Consider the following 20631-nt stretch of genomic DNA (forward strand, 5'->3'; position numbering starts at 1 on the left):
GGCCGACGTTTCCAATGACTCAATCAGCCGTCCGCCGCGCGCGGACGGCGCAGAGGCCTGCGCGCAGGCCTGGGAGCAAGCATGAATTCCTCGATTAATCCGACCGCCCCCGCCGCGGCCGCCCAGCCCCGTGCGCGCGGCGGCTGGCCGCGCTGGAGCGCCGCCAGCCGCTGGCTGGTCTTGGGCGCGCTGGCCTTGCTGGTGCTGGCCCCGCTATCGCTGGTGGTCTATCAAAGCCTGCTGGATCAGCCCTTCTTCATGGCGGACAAGAATGTGGGGCTGACCGCCTACCGCTTTGTGTTCGCCGATCCCGATTTCTGGTCCGCGCTGGGCAACTCGCTGGTGATCGCGGCCGGCATGGCGCTGATCGCCATTCCGCTGGGCGGGGTGCTGGCCTTCTTGATGGCGCGCACCGATTTGCCCGGCCGGCGCTGGCTGGAGCCCTTGTTGCTGACGCCGGTGTTCGTGTCGCCGATGGTATTGGCCTTCGGCTACGTGGTGGCGGCCGGACCGGTGGGGTTTTACTCCCTGTGGTTCAAGCAGTGGTTCGGCGTGGAAGAGGTGCCGTGGAATATTTATTCCCTACTCAGCATCGCGGTGGTGGCGGGGCTGACCCATGTGCCGCATGTCTATCTGTACGCGTCGGCGGCGCTGCGCAATCTGGGCTCGGACGTGGAAGAGGCCGCGCGGGTGGCCGGGGCCGGTCCTTTTCGCGTGGCGCGCGACGTCAGCCTGCCGATGGTGATGCCCTCCATGCTGTTCGCCGGCGTGCTGGTGGTCTTTCTGGGGTTTGAAGTCTTCGGCTTGCCGCTGGTGTTGGGCGACCCGGAGGGCCATCTGGTGTTGGCCACTTATCTGTACAAGCTGACCAATAAACTCGGCGTACCGTCCTATCACCTGATGGCGGCGGTGGCGGTGTGCCTGATCGCCATCACCTTCCCGCTGGTCCTGTTGCAGCGCCGCTTATTGCGCAGCGCTCAGCGTTTCGTCGCGCTCAAGGGCAAGGCCGGCCGTCAGCATCCGCTGTCGCTGGGGCCGTGGCGCTATCTGGCGCTGGCCATCGTGCTGCTGTGGCTGTTCCTCACCGTGGTGGTGCCGATTTCCGGCATCGCGCTGCGCTCGGTGGTCAGCCATTGGGGCGAGGGCGTGTCCTTGCTGGAGACCTTGACGCTGGATCATTACGCCTTGGTGTTCGAGGAGGACAACATCGTCCGCGCCATCGTCAACACCCTGGGTGTCGGCATCATCGGCGGCGCGCTGGCGGTGGGCTTTTATACCCTGGTCGGTTTTGCCGGACATCGCCGCAATGATTGGGGCGCTCGTCTGTTGGACTATCTGGTGCTGTTGCCGCGTGCGGTGCCGGGCATCCTGGCTGGCCTGGCCTTCCTGTGGGTGTTCCTGTTCGTGCCCGGCCTGCAGGGCGCCAAGAACAGCATGCTGTCGATCTGGCTGGCTTACACCGTGGTCTGGCTGGCCTATGGCATGCGTCTGGTGCAGAGCGCCCTGTTGCAAGTGGGGCCGGAGCTGGAAGAGGCCGCCCGCACCGCCGGGGCCAGCCAGCGGCGGACCAGTCTGGACGTGACCTTGCCCTTGATCCGTTTCGGCCTGCTGTCCAGCTGGCTGCTGATCTTCATGATTTTCGAGCGGGAGTATTCGACCGCGGTGTATTTGCTGTCGCCGGGCACCGAAGTGATCGGTTCCTTGCTGGTGTCCTTGTGGGCCACCGGCGCGGTGGACCAGGTGGCGGCCTTGTCGGTGATCAATATTCTGATGGTGGGCGCCGGCTTGGCGCTGGCCTTGCGTCTGGGAGTGAAACTGCATGACTAAGCTGAGCGTGCGCGATCTGCATCTGAATTATGAGCAGAATCCTATTTTGAAGGGTGTTTCCTTTGATCTGGCCGCCGGCCAGGTGGTGTCCTTGCTTGGCGCTTCCGGCAGCGGCAAAACCACTTTGCTGCGCGCCATCGCCGGGTTGGAACAGCCGTCGGCCGGTCAAATCCTGTTGGACGGCCGCCCCTTGTACGACGCGTCCGCCGGTTGCAACCTGGCGGTGGAGCAGCGTTCTCTGGGCCTGGTGTTCCAGTCTTACGCCTTGTGGCCGCACCGCACCGTGGCGCAGAACGTCGGCTATGGCTTGAAGCTGCGCCAGACCCCGACGGCGGAGATCGCCGCGAGGGTGAGGCAGATTCTGGACAAGCTGGGGCTGGGGCATTTGGCCGAGCGCTATCCGCATCAATTGTCCGGCGGTCAGCAGCAGCGCGTGGCTATCGCCCGCGCGCTGGTCTACAACCCGCCGGTAATTCTGCTGGACGAGCCCTTGTCCAATCTGGACGCCAAGCTGCGCGAAGAGGCGCGCGCCTGGTTGCGCGAACTGATCGTGTCGATGAACCTGTCCGCCTTGTGCGTCACCCATGACCAGGGCGAGGCGATGGCGATGTCGGACCAGATTTTGTTGTTGAAGAACGGCCGCATCGAACAGGCCGGCAGTCCTACCGACTTGTATTCCGCGCCGGCTTCCCTTTATACCGCGCAATTCATGGGCGCCAACAATACTTTGCGGGCCAAGGTGGCGGCCAGAAACGGCGACAGCGTGACCTTGCAGGGCGAGGGCTGGCAGCTGCGCGCCACCGCGAGGCAGGCACTGGAGGTGGGGCAGCAGGCCGAGGCGGTGATCCGCTTGGAGCGGCTGAGGGTGCAAGACGAGCCCGGCGGCAACAGCTTGCCGGCGCGGCTGATCGCATCGATGTATCTGGGGGATCGCTGGGAATACCTGTTGCAGCACGGCGACCTGCGCTTGCGCGCCTTTGGGCAGCAGGCTAGGTCTAACGGCGAGTGCTGGGCGGAGTTCGGGCTGGAGGACACCTGGGCGTTCGAGGCCGCTTCGGCCTGAGAGGTTCTGTGTGCTTGTTCGGTCGGGGGCAAGCTTGGCTTGCCCTTTTTCATGGCCGCTTGTTTGGGAGGCGGGAGAACGGTTGAAACCTGGGCTAAGGGAGCTTCACCTATTGTTGAGCAGAGCCGAGATTAGGGGACGGAGTATGTGGTCCCGGTTCGGTTTGGTGTGGCGTTTCTAGACTGTGTGCCTTTGGCCGCCATTGTTTAATCTGATGGTGAATAGAACGTCTAAGCAATGAAAAAGGCCCGCTTGCGCGGGCCTTTCTCTCATTCATGTTCGTAGGTTCTTGCGTCGAACCGACAAATTAGAATGCGTGGATCATGTTTACGCCAACGGCCTTCAGGTCGTTGTTTTTGACGGTGTTGTCGCCGCTCTTAACGTCGAGCACACCGAACTGGGCACCGAAGGTGGTGCGCTTGGAGATCGCGTAGTCAACACCCAGTACATACTGGTTGTAGCCGCTGTTACCCAGTTTCTTGCCACCCAGCTCAACCTTGTCGCCGTGGGCGTAGCTGAATTTCGGGGTGAAAGCGCCCAAGGTGTAGGCAGCGGTCAACGAGTACTCACGAGTCTTGTACTTGTCGTTTTGACCAACGTTGTTCAGATCGGAAGACGGCACGCCGTTGATGACTGCGTTAGCCCAAGTGCTGCCAACGATGTCCAGGCCACCTTTTTGCTGCTGGTAACCGAAGGCAACCAGCAGGTTGTTGGCGTTGTAGCCAACTTCCAGACGGTGCTTGTCATTGGAGGTGCTGTTAACCGAAGGAACGGCAGTCAGGCCTGCGCCAGCAACTTTGTCTACGGAGTACTTGTTGTTAGCATCGTAATAGATGTTGTAGGCGGACTGAGCTTTGCTCTCGTGGATGTACGCGTACTTACCGAAGAAGCCGCTGTTTTCGTAGCCGATGCCAACGATAGCGCTTTCACGAGCTTGGGTATTTTTGCTCTTGTCTTCTTTGGTGCCGTATTGCAGGGCAGCGCTGAAGCCAGCGATGCTCGGCAGGTCGTAGCGGATGGAGTTCTTCAGACGGGTACCGTCACGAGTGAACACGCCCAGGCCCAGTGCGTCGCTGCCGTATTCCCAGCTGTCAACGATGCCCATGTCGCTGTCCAGGAAGTTGGACACGTTGCCCAGACGCAGGGTGCCCAGATCGCTCTGCAGGCCTACGAAGGAGTTACGGTTGGCGAAAGTACCGGTGGAGGAGCTGGACTTGGAAGCGCCGTCAACGCTGAAGCCGGTTTCAACTTGCCAGATAGCCTTCAGACCGTTGCCCAGGTCTTCCTTGCCTTTGAAGCCGATACGGGAACCCAGGTCGTCGATGTTGGTGATCTTGGTGGAACCATCGTCAACGTATTCAACGCCGCCTTTGATTTTGCCGTAGATGGTCACGTCAGCGAAAGCTGCAGCCGGCAGAGTAGCTACCAGCAGGGCGATCAGACTCTTTTTCATGGTCAAGTCATCCTTTTATATGGGTTTAGGAATGTGAGCAAATGCTATTGGCTAAGTTGTGTAAATGCAACTTTTCGGTAAATGCGGTGTTGCAAATCAACAACCAATTGTTGCTTTGTGTGTGTGGTTTTACATGGGAATGTCTGGCTAAGCCAATGAAATAAAGGGGTAAATCATGAAATCGACTCATTGCGTGCGGGTGTTGTAAAAATGCACTTGTTGGCCGAAAGCCTGATACCATAAGGATAAGAGCGGGAAGGGGAAGGGGGAGGGTGATTCAGGGCGATGCAAAAAAATAAGCCCGCGGAGGGCGGGCTCAAAAATCAACGTGACTTGAAGAGAATTCACGATGCCGCAAGACGCACATCAGAATGAATTCACATTCGAATCATAATAGAAAGCGATGTCTATGTAAATAGGCTGAAGCTAGACTGATTTCTTGAGCGTTCGCTAATGGACGTGAGTGTTAACTTGTTGTTTGTAAAATATATTTTGTTTTGTTTTGTCTGTTTTGAATCTATGCGAGGTTTACGGTCTGGACGTGCGTCCGCATAGATTGTTTGGTTTTCCGGTTTTAGATTTAGCTTCTTTCGCTGGCTTCGCTTCCCGGTTAAGGTAGGCGAGTGGCATAGAGGAGCGCTGCGCGACTCGCCTTATATAGAAGGAAGGACTGACGAGATGAAACTGGAAACCCTGGCGGTGCATGCCGGCTATGCGCCGGATCCGACGACCAAGGCGGTGGCGGTGCCCTTGTACCAAACCACCAGCTACGCTTTCGACAGCACCCAGCATGGAGCGGATCTGTTCGACCTCAAGGTGCAGGGCAATATCTACACCCGCATCATGAACCCGACCACCGATGTGCTGGAGAAGCGGGTGGCGGCTTTGGAGGGCGGGATAGGCGCGCTGGCGGTGGCTTCCGGCATGGCGGCGATCACGTACGCGATACAAACCATCGCCGAGGCCGGCGACAACATCATCGCCACCAGCACCTTGTATGGCGGCACGTACAATCTGTTCGCCCACACGCTGCCGCAGCTGGGCATCGAGGTGCGTTTCGTCAGCCATCGCCATCCGGAGCGGATCGGCGACATGGCGGACGCGCGCACCAAGGCGGTGTTTTGCGAATCCATCGGCAATCCGCTGGGTAATGTGGTCGACTTCGCCGCCTTCGCCGATCACGCTCATCGTCACGGTTTGCCGCTGATCGTCGACAACACGGTGCCGTCTCCTTATCTATGCCGGCCCTTCGAGCACGGCGCCGATATCGTGGTGCATAGTCTGACCAAGTATCTGGGCGGACACGGCAATAGCATCGGCGGCGCCATTGTCGACAGCGGGCGCTTTCCCTGGGCCGAGCACGCCGAGCGCTTCGCGCGCTTAAACACGCCCGACGTCAGCTACCACGGCGTCAACTATGTGGAAGCATTGGGCGTGGCGGCCTATATCGCGCGGGCGCGAGTGGTGCCCTTGCGCAATATGGGCGCGGCGCTGGCGCCGTTCAACGCCTTTCTTATTTTGCAGGGCATCGAGACGTTGGCGCTGCGCATGGACCGGATCTGCGCCAACGCGCTGCGCGTGGCCCAGCATCTGCGCGCGCACCCGGCGGTGGAATGGGTCGAGTACGCCGGCCTGGAGGATCACCCGGACCATGCTCTGGCGCGACGTTACTTCGGCGGCCGGGCTTCCGGCGTGCTGTCCTTTGGTATTCGCGGCGGCGCGGCGGCCGGCGGGCGCTTCATCGACGCTTTGCAACTGGTGACCCGGCTGGTGAATATCGGCGACGCCAAATCGCTGGCCTGCCACCCGGCCACCACCACCCACCGCCAACTGTCGGCCGATGAGCAACTGCGCGCCGGCGTGCGCCCGGAAATGGTGCGTTTGTCGATAGGCATCGAGCATATCGACGACATCCTGGCCGATATCGACCAAGCGCTGGCCGCGGCGGAACCTTGAGCGGGTCAGGCTCGCCGACGAGGAAGCGCACTCATATATTGATAAGCTCAGCCGCGGCGCAGCACTTGCGGATTCATGCCGTTGGGCAGGTGATGATGCCATTTGCCGTCGAGAAAGCTTTGGATCACATGCTGGACCTTGCCGTGCAGGGTCCAGCCGGCGTCTCGGGCGATGGCTGAGGCGGACAGAGGCTTGCCGTCGGCCTGCGGCGCCGGGGCAAGGTATTCCAGCGGGTGATTGGCCAGCATGGGGTGGTCGATCTCCTCGCGCGACAACAGGGTCAGCTGATGGTGCTGCGGGTCGTGCGCGATGCGTTGATAGAGCGCGTCGATGGCGTCTTCCGGGCCTTCCAGGATTTGCAGGAAGTCGTCGTTCAGCATCAGCAGCACGCTGACGATGTCCTGGCTCCGGTTGTAGTCGCGGAAACGGCGAATGCGGTTCTGCATGGCTTCGGCGGAAACCGGGTGATGGGCTGCGCTGCTGTAGATCAGGCGGATCATCTGCGCTCCTGCCGTGTGGCGAGTGCTTTCGCTTCAGTATAGCGCTTTAGAATCGAGCCAGCTTGAGCCAGCCCAATAGGCAGGCCAGCGCCACGGCGGCGTGAAGCCAGGCGCGGCGGCGGAACAGCCGGGCGCTTTGCCGCGGAGACAGGGTGGTGAGGATCAAGGGCGCGTCTTGATCGTCTCCCTGCAGCAATAAGGACGCCGGCTGTCGCGCGAGTTCCTGCTGCAGGGCGACGACTTCGCGCTGCGCCGCCGCGCGCGCCAGCGACCATTCTTGCTCGCTGAGCTGCCCGTCTCCGTCCAGATCGAAGCGGCGCAGCAGGGCTTGTCTGTCGTTTTTCCATTCGGCCAGTTTGGCGCCGATATCCAGGCGAAGGTCCAGCGCATTGGCGCGCGCGTCCAGCCGTCGCAGCCGGCCGCGCACATAGATGGCGTCGCCTTCGTCTATCCATTCCTCTATCAGCAACATGCCGTCCTCATGCCAGCGACGCCGGCGGCGGGCGACCACTTGGGCGCCGCCGGGGAGAATGGTGGCTTCCGCGTCGCCGTCCACCAGGAGAAAGCTGTCGTCGCTGCTGACTTCCGGCGGGTTGGCGCGGGTCGCCAGCCGGTTGGAGCGTTGTATGGCCCAGGTCAGCCAGTCCTCCCAGTCCAGTTTGCCGCGCTCGTCTATGCGCCAGCAGCGGTACCAGGCGCAGCGTCGGCCGCTCAAGGGGCTGTAATTGGGCGCGTTCGGATGGCAGCGGGCCTGGCCGCATAATTCGACTTGGCCCAAGGCCGCGCTGGCCAGTTTAGATGTCGGAGTGTCCGCCACCTGGCGGTAATGGCGGTAATTCAGACGCCAGCCTATCAGCCCGACTGCCGCCGCGATCAGCAGGCCATGGCGGGCCTCGCCGCCAAGCAGCCATGAGGCGGCGGCAAGCAGGTACAGGGCCAAGCCCAGGCCCGGCAGCAGGGAGGCGAGCGCCGGCATGTCAGTTGCGCGCGAACAGCGCTTTCATGTCTACGTCGCGGGTTTCCGCGGCGGCGAAGCGCAGCGGCCGGGCCGGCGGGAAATGAAACAGGCGGGCCAGCAGCACGTCGGGGAACTGCTCGATGCGGGCGTTGTGGAGTTTGACCGCCTCGTTGTACAGTTCGCGGCGATCGGCCAGCGCCTCCTCCAACTGGGTGATGCGCGCACTCAATTGCGCGAACTGCTGGTCGGCTTGCAGCGCAGGATACGCCTCGGCCACCGCGTATAGCTGGCCGATCAGGCCGTGCAAGCGTCCTTCGGCCGCGCCGAGGGCCTCCGGATCCCGCGCTCGGGCGGAGTCGGCCACCGCGCCGCGGGCGGCCATCACTTGCGTCAGGGTTTCTTGTTCGAACTGGGCGTATTGCCGGCACACTTCGACCAGCTTGGGCAATTCGTCGTGGCGTTGTTTGAGGATGACGTCGATATTGGCCCAGCTTTGCGTCAGCTGGTGCTTCAAATTGATCAGCGCGTTGTATAGCGTGATCAAGTAGAAGAGGACGACGGCGATGAGGCCGAGGAAAACGGCGAGCTTCATGATGGGGTCTCTCCGGGACAGGCGTCGCCGATGCGCGGCGTCCATGTCGGCATTATCGTGCAAGGCTGTTTTTTTGTCTGCGCCCGGATTCGCGCACGCGCGGGCGGCTTGAGGTTTTCGGGAGGAAGCGTGATTCGGATCAACATCATAGGCGCGGGGCGTCTGGGCAAGACCTTGGCGGCGCTGGCGCGGCGTTCCGGCCGCTACCGGGTGCAGGACGTGATGACGCGCGGCGCGGATTCCGCCGCCGCCGCCTGCGCCTTCATCGGCACGGGGCGTCCGGTGACCGCATGGGCGGAGTTGGCCGCCGCCGACTTGTACCTGCTGGCGGTGCCGGACGCGGCGATCGCCGACTGCGCTTTGCGGCTGGCGGAGACGGAGGTGCCGGCCGGCGCGGTGGTGTTTCACGCCAGCGGCGTCAGCGGGTCCGAACTGTTGCGGCCGGCGGCGGCGCGCGGCGCGCACGTCGGCAGCCTGCATCCGGCCTTTTCCTTCGCCGATCCGGCCATCGCGCTTGAGGGGTTTTCCGACGTGCTGTGCGCGCTGGAGGGCGACGCCGAAGCGTGCCTTGTCTTGAGGGAGTTGGCGCAGGCCATAGGCGGGCGGCCGTTTCAATTGGCCGAGGGCGGCAAACCGGCCTATCACGCGGCCTTGTCGGTGGCGTCCAATTATCTGGTGACGCTGACTGCCATCGCGCGGCGGCTGGCTGGCCAGGGCGGGGTGCCCGAGGTGCTGCTGACGCCTTTGCTGGGCGGTCTGATGCGGCAAACGCTGGACAATGCCTTGGCGCTGGGGCCGCAGGCGGCTTTGACCGGGCCCATCGCGCGCGGCGACGCCTCGACGGTGGCCCTGCATTTGCAGGCGATGGACGATGCCGATTTGCGCGCCGCCTACCAGGCCTTGGGCCGGCAGACGGTGGCGCTGGCCGGCGAGCGCCTGCCCGAGCAGGCGCGCCGGCAAGTGCTGAGCGCGCTGGCGCCCGCGGAGGGCTCAGGCAGCTAGTGCCACCTTGAACACCTGGCGCAGATAGGCGAGGAAGGTCTCGTCGCTGCACATGGTCTTGCCGGGGCTGTCGGACAGCTTGGCCACCGGCTGGCCGTTGCAGCTGACCAGCTTGAGCACGATTTGCAGCGGCTCCAGTCCCATGTCGTTGGTGAAATGAGTGCCGATGCCGAAGCTGACCTGGATCTGCGGGCTGAAATGGCGGTGCAGGTCCAGCGCGCTGTCCACGCTCAGGCCGTCGCTGAAGGTCAGCATCTTGGTGGCGGGATCGATGCGCAGCTTGCGGTAATGCGCGATCGCCTTTTCGCCCCATTGATAGGGATCGCCGCTGTCGTGGCGCAGACCGTCGAACAGCTTGGCGAAGTAGAGGTCGAAGTCCGCCAGGAAGGCGTCCATGCCTACTACATCGGTCAGCGCGATGCCGAGGTCGCCGCGGTATTCCTGGACCCAGGATTCCAGCGCCGCCTTCTGGAAGTCGCGCAGCCGCACGCCCAGCGCCTGGAAGGCCTGGAAGAACTCGTGGGCCATGGTGCCTATCGGAGTGATGCCCAGCTTCCAGGCCAGGTAAACATTGCTGGTGCCGCGGAAAATGTCCGGCAAGGCGGTGTTCAGGCGCTCCACCACATGCTGCTGCCAGTCCCGGCTGAAACGGCGGCGGGTGCCGAAATCGGCGATCAGCAAGGGAAAGCGCTGCTGCGCGGCCTCGCTGTCGCGGAAGCGTTCCAGCACGGCGATTTTCGCTTCCAGCCGGCGCAGGCCCTCGGCGCGGACTTCCGCGCTGTCCAGACGGCGGAAGTACAATTCGTTGACGATGGCGAGCACGAAGATTTCAAAAAACATCGCCTGAACCAACGGGCCCTTGATGCGGATCGCCAGCTCCTCGTCCTGGCAGGACACGGTGATGAAGCGCCGCTGCAGATGGAATAGCTCCAGATAATCGACGAAATCGCTCTTGATGAAGCGCAGGGTGCGCAGATGGGCCAGCTCTTCCTGGGTGAAGTGCAGCTGGCACAGCCAGTCCAATTGCGCTTCCAGCTCTTTCTTCAGCTGGGTCAAGGGCATGTCCGGGCGGTTGCGGCACTTGAACTCGTACTCGCCGTGCGAGGCCGGGAACTGGTGCAGCACCACTTGCAGCATGGTGAACTTGTAAAGGTCGGTGTCCAGCAGAGAATGGATCAGCGGCGGAATCTTGGCCATGGCGGGCTCAGGCGGCGTGAATGATGAAAATGGCCGGGCGCTTGTGCAGGTCCGGCGCGTCCTTGGGCCAGTCCTTGACCCGGCGGCTGACGATGGTCTGGCTCGGCAAGGTCAGATCGCAGGCCACCGCCAGCCGGGTGGCCGGGGACAGGGTGTCGCGCAATTGCTGCAGCAGCGCGTTGTTTCGGTACGGCGTTTCGATGAAGACCTGGGTCTCGTTGCGCTGGCGCGAACGCAGCTCCAGCTCCTTGACGATTTTTGCCTTGTCGGCGGCGTCCACCGGCAGGTAGCCGTGGAAGGCGAAGCACTGGCCGTTGGCGCCGCTGGCCATCAGCGCCAGCAGAATGGAGGAGGGGCCGATCAAGGGCTCCACCCGCAAGCCGCGCTCATGCGCCAGCGCCACCAGTTGCGCGCCGGGGTCCGCCACCGCCGGGCAGCCGGCTTCGGAGATCAGGCCCAGATCGTGGCCGTCCAGCAGCGGTTGCAGCAAGGCGGCGACGTCGGCGGCCGGGGTGTGTTCGTTCAGCGTGCTCATGGCGAGTTCGCGGATGGGCGCGCTGACGCCCAGCGCCTTCAGGTGTTTGCGCGCGGTTTTTTCGGCTTCCACCACGAAACGGGTCAGGTGCAGCACTTTGGCGCGCTCGGCTTCGGGCAGCCAGGCGATGGATTCGTCGCCCAAGGGGGCGGGGATCAGGAACAGGGTGCCGCTCATCGCAAAATCTCCACGCCTTCATCGGCCAGCATCGTAATCAGTTTGAACAGAGGCACGCCGATCAGCGCATTAGGATCGTCGGACTCCACGCGCTCCAGCAGCGCGCCGCCCAGGCCCTCGCTTTTGGCGCTGCCGGCGCAGTGCAGCGCGTCGGGCTCGCGTTCCAGATAGTTGCGGATCTGCGCTTCGCTCAGCGCGCGCAGGGTGACGCGGGTGATGCCCACCGCTTCTTGCAGCCGATGCTCGGCGCTGTTGTACAAGGCCAGCGCCGAGTGGAACACCACGGTCCGGCCGCTCATCCATTGCAGCATCTTGACGCCGTTCTCGAACGATCCTGGCTTGCCTATCTGCTGGCCGTCAAGCAAAGCCACTTGGTCGGAGCCTATGATCAGCGCTTGCGGATGCTTGTCCGCCAGCGATTGCGCCTTGGTGCGCGCCAGCCGCACCGCGGTTTCCAGCGCGGTTTCGCCCGGCAGCGGGGTTTCGTCGCACACCGGCGGTTCGGCGTGGAAGGGCAGGCCCAGACGGGCGATGATTTCTTGGCGGTAGCGGGAGGTGGAGGCCAGTACGATCTGCATGATGTGGACGTCGCTTGTTGCGGAGCCGGGGCGGCCTGGCGGCGCGCGCGGAGGGCTCCTTGTTTCTTTTGACAAATCAGGGGAATGGATTGTACCATGCGAGGTTTATGTCTAAACCGATTTTGATCGATCCGCTCAAGTTCGCCCGGGAAGGGCGTTCGCAGGCCGGCAAACTGCCGGTTGGCGAGCTGGATGAGCGCGTGCACAGCGACCTGTCCGACACCTCCGGGAACGTGGAATACGCCCTGGACGGTTTTCGCGACAGCTTGAACCGTTTGTCGCTGCGTCTTCATTTGTCCGGGGAACTCAAAGTGACCTGCCAGCGCTGCATGGAAAGCATGCCGTACAGCCTGGACACCGATTCGGTGGTCACCTTGTTTACCGATCCGGACAAGCTGGAAGAGGCTTGCGAGCAGGACGAGGAGCTGGACGCTATCATCGCCGAGCCGGAACTGAACCTGACGGCGTTGATCGAAGACGAAATCATTATGGGCTTGCCGCTGTCGCCGAAACACGACGACTGCGGCAGGGAAACTCTCTCGCTCGCCAAGGCTGACAAGCCCAATCCGTTTGCGGTGCTGGCGGCGCTTAAGAGACCCAAGTCCGAGTAAAACCCGGATTCGAACCGAATCTACTTGAATTTCTTAGGAGTCGACCATGGCTGTTCAACAGAACAAAAAGTCCCCGTCCAAGCGCGGCATGCATCGTGCACACGATTTTCTGACCGCTCCGGCTCTGGCAGTTGAAGCCAGCACCGGCGAAGCGCACCTGCGCCACCACATCAGCCCGAACGGTTTCTACCGCGGCCGCAAAGTTGTGAAGACCAAGGGCGAGTAATCTCCCCGTTTTCCTACTTTCCCCACTGATTAGGCAGCACTATTACCGCACTCGTTGATGACTATCACCGTCGCGGTTGATGCAATGGGCGGTGACGTTGGCCTCAAGGTTACCGTCCCTGCATCGATCCAATTCCTGCAGAACCATCCCGACACCCGTTTGATTCTTGTTGGCGACCAAGCAGCCCTAGAGGCTGAACTGGCCGCGCATCAAGGCGTCGCGCGTGAACGCATCCGCATCCAGCACGCCACCCAAGTGGTGGGCATGGATGAGGCGCCTCAGCTCGCCTTGAAGAACAAGAAAGATTCGTCGATGCGGGTGGCCATTAATCTGGTCAAAGAAGGCGAGGCTCAGGCCGCCGTGTCCGCCGGCAACACCGGCGCGCTGATGGCGACCGCGCGTTTCGTACTCAAGACCATTCCCGGCATCGACCGTCCCGCCATCGCCAAAATGCTGCCCACCGTCAAGGGCTCGTCTTGCGTGTTGGATTTGGGCGCCAACGTCGATTGCACCCCAGAACAACTGTTGCAGTTCGGCATCATGGGATCCGAACTGGTGGTGTGCCTCAGCGGCAACGCCAGCCCTAGTGTCGGCCTGCTGAACATCGGTTCGGAAGACATCAAGGGCAACGACAATATCAAGAAGACCGCCGAACTGCTGCGCCAGTCCGAGCTCAATTTCCACGGCAACGTGGAGGGCGACGACATCTGTAAAGGCACGGTGGATGTGGTAGTCTGCGACGGTTTTACCGGCAATGTGGCTTTGAAGACAGCTGAGGGGCTGGCTCACATGTTTGCCGTGTTCCTGCGCGAAGAGTTTGGCCGCAGCTGGTGGACGCGTTTGTGCGCGCTGGCCGCGCTGCCGGTGCTCAAACTGTTCAAGAGGCGCATCGATCCCCGCCGCTACAACGGCGCCAGCTTGCTGGGGCTGCGCGGCATCGTGGTGAAAAGCCACGGCGGGACCGATGTCACAGGATTCCGTTACGCGCTGGAGCAGGCTTGCGAGGAAGCCGGTTCCGACGTGATTGGTCACATCGCCGACCGGATTGCGCACCAATTAAACAATCTCAAGCAGTCCGAGGCGGAAGCGAACTGACAACCATGGGCTATTCCCGCATTCTAGGCACCGGCAGCTTTCTGCCCGAGCAGGTGCTCACCAATGCGCAGTTGGCCGAACGCGTGGATACCAGCGACGAGTGGATAGTCTCTCGCACCGGCATCCACGCGCGCCATATTGCCGCAGAGGAACACAAAACCAGCGATCTCGCGCTCAAGGCGGCGGAAGCCGCGATTCAGAGCGCGGGCATCGACAAGCACGAGATCGATCTGATCATCGTGGCCACCACCACTCCCGATATGGTCTTCCCCAGCACCGCCTGTCTGTTGCAGGAAAAGCTGGGCATTCCCGGCTGCGCGGCGTTCGACGTGCAGGCGGTGTGCGCCGGCTTCATGTTCGCGCTGGTGACCGCCAACAACTACATCAAGAGCGGCATGGCCCGCCGCGCTCTGGTGGTGGGCGCGGAAATCATGTCACGGGTGCTGGACTGGGACGACCGCCGCACCTGCGTGCTGTTCGGCGACGGCGCCGGCGCGGTGATTCTCGGCGACTCCGAGGAGCCGGGCATCCTGCACGCCAAGCTGGCGGCGGACGGCCGCTACAAGGACATTCTCAACACTCCGGCCCAGATTTCCGGCGGCAAGATTCAGGGCATGCCCTATCTGCACATGGACGGCCCGGCGGTGTTCAAATTCGCGGTCAAAGCCTTGTCCGACATCGCCGCCAAGACGCTGGCGGAAGCCGGCGTCGACAAGAGCGAAGTGGACTGGCTGGTGCCGCATCAGGCCAATCTGCGCATCATAGAATCCACCGCCAAGCATCTGGGCTTGCCGATGGAACGCGTGATCGTCACATTGCCGCAACAGGGCAATACCTCCGCCGCATCGATTCCGCTGGCCTTGGACTGCGCGGTGCGCGACGGCCGCATTCGTCCAGGCCAGACCGTATTGCTGGAAGGCATAGGCGGCGGTTTCGCCTGGGGCGCTGTATTGTTGAAGATCTGACCCGAAACATTGGCGCGCAAGCCGCCGACGGCTGACCGTGAGGTCACTAGCCTCAGCGATATTTGATCGTTAGGCTTGGCAGACGTCGCCGGTTTGCGTCATTCTTGCGTCGAATTCTCTGGAGTCGACTATGGCGTTTGCTTTTCTGTTCCCGGGCCAAGGCTCGCAAAGCTTGAAAATGATGGACGGCTTTGCCGACCTCCCCGTGGTGAAACACACTTTTGACGAAGCATCGGATGCCTTGAGCGTCGACCTGTGGGCGATGCTGCAGGCGGACTCGGCCGACGAGATCAACGCCACCGTCAATACCCAGCCCATCATGCTGGCCGCCGGCTACGCCACTTATCTGGCCTGGCAGGAGTTGAACGGCCGTCAGCCGACGCTGGTGGCAGGCCACAGCCTGGGCGAATACACCGCCCTGGTGGCGGCGGCGGCCTTGCCCTTCGCCGAAGCGGTGAAACTGGTGCGCCTGCGCGCCGAGGCGATGCAGTCCGCGGTGCCGGTGGGCGTCGGCGCGATGGCCGCCATCCTGAACCTGTCCGATGAGGACATCCGCGCCGCCTGCGCGGAAGCGGCTCAGGGCGAAGTGGTGGAAGCGGTCAATTTCAATTCGCCGGGCCAGGTGGTGATCGCCGGCCATAAGGGCGCGGTGGAGCGGGCCATGGAACAGTGCAAGGCCCGCGGCGCCAAGCGCGCGCTGCCCTTGCCGGTGTCGGTGCCCTCGCATTGCGCGTTGATGCGGCCCGCGGCGGAGCAACTGGCAGCGGCGCTGGCGCAAGCGGATATCGGCGCGCCGGCCATTCCGGTGCTGCACAACGCCGACGTCGCCAGCTACAACGAGCCGGCGCAGATCCGCGACGCGCTGACCCGTCAGCTGTACATGCCGGTGCGCTGGACCGAAACCATCCAGAAGCTGGCCGCCGACGGCGTGACGCAGATGGCGGAATGCGGGCCGGGCAGAGTGCTGGCCGGCCTGGCCAAGCGCATCGACGGCAACATCAAATGCCTGGCGCTGACCGATGTGGCGGCGCTGGAAGCCGCTCGCGGCGAACTGAACTGAATGCAATGCGGCCGCGTCAAGGCGGGGCCGGAATAACGATAAGGAGACTGCAATGAGCCTGCAAGGCAAAGTGGCATTGGTCACCGGCGCATCGCGCGGCATCGGCGCGGCGATCGCCGCGGCGCTGGCGGCCGAAGGCGCCGTGGTGATCGGCACCGCGACCAGCGAGGCCGGCGCAGCGAGCATCCACGAGCGCCTGTCCGCACAGGGCGGCGCCGGCCGGGTGTTGAATGTGACCGAGGCCGGCGCGATCGACGCGCTGGTTGAATCCATCGAAAAAGAATTCGGCGCGATCGCCATCCTGGTCAATAATGCCGGCATCACTCGCGACGGCTTGCTGATGCGGATGAAGGACGAGGACTGGGACGACATCATGGACACCAATCTGAAATCGGTGTTCAAGGCGTCCAAGGCCGTGTTGCGGGGCATGATGAAGGCGCGCTTCGGCCGCATCGTCAATATCGCTTCGGTGGTGGGCGTGTCCGGCAACCCGGGCCAGACCAATTATTCGGCGGCCAAGGCCGGTATCATCGGCTTCACCAAGTCGATGGCGCGCGAGGTGGGCAGCCGCAATATCACCGTCAACTGCGTGGCCCCCGGCTTCATCGACACCGATATGACCCGCGCGCTGCCGGAAGCGCAACGCGCGGCGCTGGTCGAGCAGATCGCCCTGGGCCGCCTGGGCGACGCCAAGGATATCGCCGATGCCACCGCTTTTTTGGCGTCGGATCGCGCTGGCTATATCACCGGCCAGACGCTGCATGTCAACGGCGGCATGTTGATGCCGTGAACGAGCTTGCGGCCCGCCTGGAGATTTAGGTAGGCTGCTCTAATTTTTTTTTGTAGAATACCGGGGTTTTGTTATCCCGAATCAGAAAGGTCAAGGGTTTAAACAAATGGAAAACATCGAAGCGCGCGTTAAGAAGATCGTTGCCGAACAACTGGGCGTGAACGAAGCCGAAGTGAAAATCGAATCTTCGTTCGTGGACGATCTGGGCGCCGACTCCCTCGACACCGTTGAGCTGGTAATGGCTCTGGAAGAAGAGTTCGAGTGCGAAATTCCGGATGAAGAGGCCGAGAAGATCACCACCGTTCAGCAAGCCGTCGACTACGTCACTGCCCACCTGAACAAGTAATTCCTTCCCTTTCGAGGGGTATTAGGACCTCTGCCCGGAGCCTTCTGGTCTCTTCGCAGAGGTCTTTTGCCAAGAGGATGCCAAACGCGCGTTTGATCCCTGCCAAACCGTAGGGCATCGCAATGCGTGGACGGTCTCGTGGGGAGACTGCCCTCCCATCTCTCACGGAGATTCTTCGTGTCAAAACGCAGAGTTGTAGTAACCGGCCTGGGCCATGTGTCCCCGGTCGGCAATGATGTCGCCACCGGCTGGGCCAATTTGCTGGCCGGCAACAGCGGCATCGCCAAGATTACCCGTTTCGACGCCAGCGACATGGCTTGCCAGATCGCAGGCGAAGTGAAGGGCTTTGAGATCAGCGACTATATCTCGCCGAAGGAAGCCCGCCGCAACGACTTGTTCATCCACTACGGCATCGCCGCGGCGCTGCAAGCGGTGGCGGACGCGGGCCTGGACGACGTGCCGGGCCTGGACAAGACCCGGGTCGGCGTCAACATCGGTTCCGGCATCGGCGGCCTGCCGCTGATCGAGGAAACCGGCGTGGCCTTGATGGAGGGCGGTCCGCGCAAGATCGGCCCCTTCTTCATCCCGGGCTCGCTGATCAATCTGATCGCCGGCCAGGTGTCCATCCTGAAAGGCTATCAGGGTCCGTCCTACGGCATCGTGTCCGCCTGCACCACCGGCGCGCACTGCATCGGCGACGCGGCTAGGTTGATCCAGTACGGCGACGCCGACGTGATGGTGGCCGGCGGCGCGGAAGGCGCGGTTTCGCGCTTGGGCATCGGCGGTTTCGCCGCGATGAAGGCCTTGTCCACGCGCAACGACGATCCGGCCACGGCTTCCCGTCCCTGGGACAAGGGCCGCGACGGCTTCGTGATGGGCGAGGGCGCCGGCGTGCTGGTGCTGGAAGACTATGAGCACGCGGTCAAACGCGGCGCCAAGATCTACGCCGAGCTGATCGGCTTCGGCATGAGCTCGGACGCTCACCACATCACGGCGCCGAGCGCGGAAGGCCCGGCGCGCGGCGTGAGCAACGCGCTGCGCGACGCCGGCATCAACGCCGACCAGGTGCAGTACGTGAACGCTCACGGCACGTCCACGCCCCTGGGCGACGCCAATGAAACCACGGCGATCAAGCTGGCGTTTGGCGACCACGCCAAGAAGCTGGTGGTCAACTCCACCAAGTCGATGACCGGCCACTTGCTGGGCGGCGCCGGCGGCGTGGAGGCGATCTACACCATTCTGGCGGTGCACAACCAGGTTTCGCCGCCCACCATCAACCTGAACGATCAGGATGTGGAGGCCGGCTGCGATCTGGATTACGTGGCCAATACCGCGCGCGAGATGAAGATAGACATCGGCATCTCCAACTCCTTCGGTTTTGGCGGCACCAACGGCACGCTGGTGTTCAAGCGCGTCTGATCGTCGTCTTGTCGATTGACAGTCCGAACCGCTGCGCTACACTCGCAGCGGTTTTTCTTTGTTTTCACGCCGTCCGGGTCAAAGCGGGCGGCAAGCTGCGCCGGGCTGCCGGCCCGGGACTTCTCGATGTTCACTCAGAAACTGGATTTTGCGCCGGACCTGCTGGCGATGCATGCGGCGGATCCGCAAACCTTTCCGTATTTGATGATGTCCTCCGGCGACGCCGGCTGGGATCTGTTGCTGCTGGAAGACGGCCGCGAGCTGTTTCACGCCGGCGAGGGCGGCGATTTTCTGCGCCGCCTGGCCGAGTTCAAGCCGCAGCCGGTCGATAACCGTCATCAACTGCCTTTCGTCGGCGGGCATTTCCTTTACCTGGGCTACGATCTGCTGTCCGAATTCGAGCCCAGCGTGGCCGATGCGCTGCCGGACAGCTTTCCGCTGGCGGCGCTGGCGCGCACCCCGGCCGCGGTGCTGGTGGATCGCCGCGAGGCTTGCGGCTGGATCGTGGCGGAAAGCGCGGAGCTGTGGCAGCGTGCGCTGAGCCTGGCCCAGGCGGCGCCGGTCTTCGAGCCCTGTCCGGTGGCGTTGCGGGGCTTGGAGGAAGACCCGCCGCAGTGGTACACCGACGCGGTCGTCCGCCTCAAGCGCTACATCTACGAAGGCGATGTGTTCCAGGTGAATATTTCGCGCGGCTGGCGCGCCGAACTGGACGCCGGCGTCGCCGCGGCCGATCTCTTCGCCGCGCTGCGCCGCGCCAACCCGGCGCCGTTCTCGGCCTTGGCGGATTTCGGCGGCGCGCAGATCGTCAGCTCCTCGCCGGAGCGGCTGGTGCGGGTGCGCGACGGCTGGGCGGAAACGCGGCCCATCGCCGGCACCCATCCGCGCTCGCCGGACCCGGCGGAAGACGCCGCCTTGAAGCAGCGGCTGATTTCCAGCGTCAAGGAGCGGGCCGAGCATGTGATGCTGATCGATCTGGAGCGCAACGACCTGGGCCGCATCTGCCAGCCCGGCAGCGTGGAGGTCAACGAACTGATGGCGGTGGCCAGTTACGCCTATGTCCACCATATCGAATCCAATGTCCGCGGCCGCCTGCGTCCCGGCGTCGGCCCGGTGGAAACGCTGCGCGCCTTGTTTCCCGGCGGCACCATCACCGGCTGTCCCAAGGTGCGCACCATGCAAATCATCCGCGAGCTGGAAAACAGCGCGCGCCGCGCCTATACCGGCAGCCTGGGCTATCTCAACCGCGACGGCAGCATGGACCTGAACATCCTGATCCGCACCTTCATGCAGGAGGGGAGTGCGCTGCGCTTCCGCGCAGGCGGCGGCATCGTCGCCGACTCCGATCCTGAACGCGAACTGCAGGAAACCCGCCACAAGGCGCGCGGCCTGCTGCGGGCGCTGGGCGTGGAGCAGGCCTGATGGCGATGCTGATCAACGGCGGGCCCGGCGAGCGGATCGCCGCGGCGGACCGCGGCCTGGCCTACGGCGACGGCGTGTTCCGCACGCTGGAGCTGCTGAACGGTCGGCCGCGCTTGTGGGCCTGGCAGTACGCGCGTCTGTGCGAGGACGCGCGCCGGCTGCGCCTGCCTCCGCCCGAAGAAGCGCTGTTGCTGGCCGAACTGGCCGCGGCGGCGGACGGCCTGCCGCGCGCGGCGGCCAAGATCGTGCTGACCCGCGGCGAAGGCGCGCGCGGCTACGCGATGCCGGAGGCGCCGTCTTGCACCCGCATCGTCAGCGCCGCGGCCTGGAACGGCTATCCGCCAGAGCGCGCCGAACAGGGCGTGACGGCGCGTTGGTGCGAAACCCGCTTGGCCTTGCAGCCGGCGCTGGCCGGCATCAAGCATCTGAACCGGCTGGAGAACGTGCTGGCGCGCTCGGAATGGCGAGATCCCGCCATCGCCGAAGGCCTGATGCTGGATATGGAAGGCTGGGTGGCGGAGGGCACGATGAGCAATGTCTATCTGCTGGAAGGCGAGGCCATCGTCACGCCAAGGCTGGACCGTTGCGGCGTGAACGGCGCGGTGCGGGATTGGTTGACCGCGCATTGTTTGGATATCGGACGCTCTTTTACTGAAACGCGACTTTCCGCCCCGCGCTTGATTGACGCCGATGCGGTGTTTCTCTCCAATAGCCTGATGGGTATCTGGCAGATTACCCGCCTGGGCGAGCGTAGCTGGACGCCTCATCCGCTATTGAGCGCCCTGCGACACAGCTTGTCGCTTCAAGCCTGAGGCCAGGCGCCGGGAGGGCAGTTCCCGGCCCGCAGACAGGCCTGCCCGGA

At 63.3% G+C, this 20631-nt stretch carries 21 protein-coding genes; 14 read left to right on the forward strand and 7 right to left on the reverse strand.

The genetic code is table 11. The features are described from left to right. Positions 1-81 precede the first annotated feature (81 nt). Positions 82-1827 carry an ABC transporter permease gene (locus QUG03_RS10015; protein ID WP_474455859.1) on the forward strand — a complete coding sequence of 582 codons (1746 nt, stop codon included), beginning with the start codon at positions 82-84 and terminating at the stop codon, positions 1825-1827. After that, positions 1820-2890, forward strand: coding sequence for an ABC transporter ATP-binding protein (locus QUG03_RS10020; RefSeq protein ID WP_227107199.1), 1071 nt, complete (start codon positions 1820-1822; stop codon positions 2888-2890). The genes QUG03_RS10015 and QUG03_RS10020 overlap by 8 nt, the downstream gene beginning before the upstream one ends. A gap of 307 nt (positions 2891-3197) precedes the next feature. Here the strand turns inward: QUG03_RS10020 and QUG03_RS10025 are convergent, their stop codons facing one another. Further along, positions 3198-4343 (reverse strand): porin, encoded by a 1146-nt coding sequence (locus QUG03_RS10025; protein ID WP_488906289.1) that lies wholly within the window; start codon positions 4341-4343, stop codon positions 3198-3200. A 678-nt stretch (positions 4344-5021) separates the two neighbouring features. On the opposite strand from QUG03_RS10025, the gene QUG03_RS10030 reads away from it, so the two are divergent. Next, positions 5022-6299, forward strand: coding sequence for an O-acetylhomoserine aminocarboxypropyltransferase/cysteine synthase family protein (locus tag QUG03_RS10030; RefSeq protein ID WP_500819923.1), 1278 nt, complete (start codon positions 5022-5024; stop codon positions 6297-6299). 47 nt (positions 6300-6346) lie between these two features. On the opposite strand, the gene QUG03_RS10035 is transcribed toward QUG03_RS10030, so the two are convergent. Genes QUG03_RS10035 through QUG03_RS10045 form a run of 3 tightly spaced genes read right to left on the reverse strand, consistent with a single transcriptional unit; the run spans position 6347 to position 8349 of the window. Then, the gene (locus QUG03_RS10035; protein ID WP_227107205.1) at positions 6347-6799 is read right to left on the reverse strand and encodes a BLUF domain-containing protein; all 453 of its coding nucleotides are present in this window, start codon (positions 6797-6799) and stop codon (positions 6347-6349) included. Positions 6800-6845: 46 nt separating this feature from the next. Further along, on the reverse strand, positions 6846-7775 hold the full coding sequence (locus QUG03_RS10040) for a hypothetical protein (protein ID WP_500819924.1): 930 nt from the start codon (positions 7773-7775) through the stop codon (positions 6846-6848). 1 nt (position 7776) lies between these two features. Continuing rightward, complete coding sequence (locus QUG03_RS10045) at positions 7777-8349, reverse strand: LemA family protein (RefSeq protein WP_253315047.1); 573 nt, start codon at positions 8347-8349, stop codon at positions 7777-7779. A 129-nt stretch (positions 8350-8478) separates the two neighbouring features. Here QUG03_RS10045 and QUG03_RS10050 point away from each other — a divergent pair, with 129 nt between their 5' ends. Continuing rightward, positions 8479-9351, forward strand: coding sequence for a Rossmann-like and DUF2520 domain-containing protein (locus tag QUG03_RS10050; protein WP_500819925.1), 873 nt, complete (start codon positions 8479-8481; stop codon positions 9349-9351). Here the strand turns inward: QUG03_RS10050 and pncB are convergent. The 3 genes from pncB to QUG03_RS10065 are packed head-to-tail and all read right to left on the reverse strand — an operon-like array spanning position 9340 to position 11838. Next, positions 9340-10539, reverse strand: a complete 1200-nt coding sequence (gene pncB, locus QUG03_RS10055) for a nicotinate phosphoribosyltransferase (RefSeq protein ID WP_255701250.1) — start codon at positions 10537-10539, stop codon at positions 9340-9342. The two genes, QUG03_RS10050 and pncB, sit on opposite strands and share 12 nt — an antisense overlap. 16 nt (positions 10540-10555) lie before the next feature. Continuing rightward, complete coding sequence (locus QUG03_RS10060; protein WP_081546160.1) at positions 10556-11260, reverse strand: SAM-dependent methyltransferase; 705 nt, start codon at positions 11258-11260, stop codon at positions 10556-10558. After that, the gene (locus tag QUG03_RS10065) at positions 11257-11838 is read right to left on the reverse strand and encodes a Maf family protein (RefSeq protein ID WP_107798364.1); all 582 of its coding nucleotides are present in this window, start codon (positions 11836-11838) and stop codon (positions 11257-11259) included. The genes QUG03_RS10060 and QUG03_RS10065 overlap by 4 nt, the downstream gene beginning before the upstream one ends. A 107-nt stretch (positions 11839-11945) precedes the next feature. Here QUG03_RS10065 and QUG03_RS10070 point away from each other — a divergent pair, with 107 nt between their 5' ends. The 10 genes from QUG03_RS10070 to pabC all read left to right on the forward strand — a co-directional run bounded on the left by QUG03_RS10070 (position 11946) and on the right by pabC (position 20581). Continuing rightward, a complete protein-coding gene (locus QUG03_RS10070) occupies positions 11946-12449 on the forward strand; it encodes a YceD family protein (protein ID WP_107798365.1) in 504 nt (167 codons plus the stop codon). A 46-nt stretch (positions 12450-12495) separates the two neighbouring features. Next, positions 12496-12675, forward strand: coding sequence for a 50S ribosomal protein L32 (gene rpmF / locus QUG03_RS10075; protein ID WP_011136965.1), 180 nt, complete (start codon positions 12496-12498; stop codon positions 12673-12675). 57 nt (positions 12676-12732) lie between these two features. Then, positions 12733-13770 carry a phosphate acyltransferase PlsX gene (gene plsX, locus QUG03_RS10080; RefSeq protein ID WP_107798366.1) on the forward strand — a complete coding sequence of 346 codons (1038 nt, stop codon included), beginning with the start codon at positions 12733-12735 and terminating at the stop codon, positions 13768-13770. A gap of 5 nt (positions 13771-13775) precedes the next feature. Next, positions 13776-14735 carry a beta-ketoacyl-ACP synthase III gene (locus QUG03_RS10085; RefSeq protein WP_107798367.1) on the forward strand — a complete coding sequence of 320 codons (960 nt, stop codon included), beginning with the start codon at positions 13776-13778 and terminating at the stop codon, positions 14733-14735. 130 nt (positions 14736-14865) lie between these two features. After that, the gene (gene fabD, locus QUG03_RS10090; RefSeq protein WP_107798368.1) at positions 14866-15795 is read left to right on the forward strand and encodes an ACP S-malonyltransferase; all 930 of its coding nucleotides are present in this window, start codon (positions 14866-14868) and stop codon (positions 15793-15795) included. Positions 15796-15847: 52 nt separating this feature from the next. After that, positions 15848-16585: a 3-oxoacyl-ACP reductase FabG gene (gene fabG, locus QUG03_RS10095; RefSeq protein WP_107798369.1), complete on the forward strand. Its 738-nt coding sequence runs from the start codon at positions 15848-15850 to the stop codon at positions 16583-16585. 106 nt (positions 16586-16691) lie between these two features. Continuing rightward, positions 16692-16931, forward strand: a complete 240-nt coding sequence (gene acpP / locus QUG03_RS10100; protein WP_019103041.1) for an acyl carrier protein — start codon at positions 16692-16694, stop codon at positions 16929-16931. A gap of 177 nt (positions 16932-17108) precedes the next feature. Then, complete coding sequence (gene fabF, locus QUG03_RS10105) at positions 17109-18350, forward strand: beta-ketoacyl-ACP synthase II (RefSeq protein WP_107798370.1); 1242 nt, start codon at positions 17109-17111, stop codon at positions 18348-18350. 126 nt (positions 18351-18476) lie between these two features. Continuing rightward, a complete protein-coding gene (locus QUG03_RS10110) occupies positions 18477-19769 on the forward strand; it encodes an aminodeoxychorismate synthase component I (protein WP_235089719.1) in 1293 nt (430 codons plus the stop codon). Then, positions 19769-20581: an aminodeoxychorismate lyase gene (gene pabC, locus QUG03_RS10115; RefSeq protein WP_500819926.1), complete on the forward strand. Its 813-nt coding sequence runs from the start codon at positions 19769-19771 to the stop codon at positions 20579-20581. The genes QUG03_RS10110 and pabC overlap by 1 nt, the downstream gene beginning before the upstream one ends. Positions 20582-20631 lie beyond the last annotated feature (50 nt).

It is taken from the genome of Chromobacterium sp. CCUG 30098 (assembly GCF_059916605.1).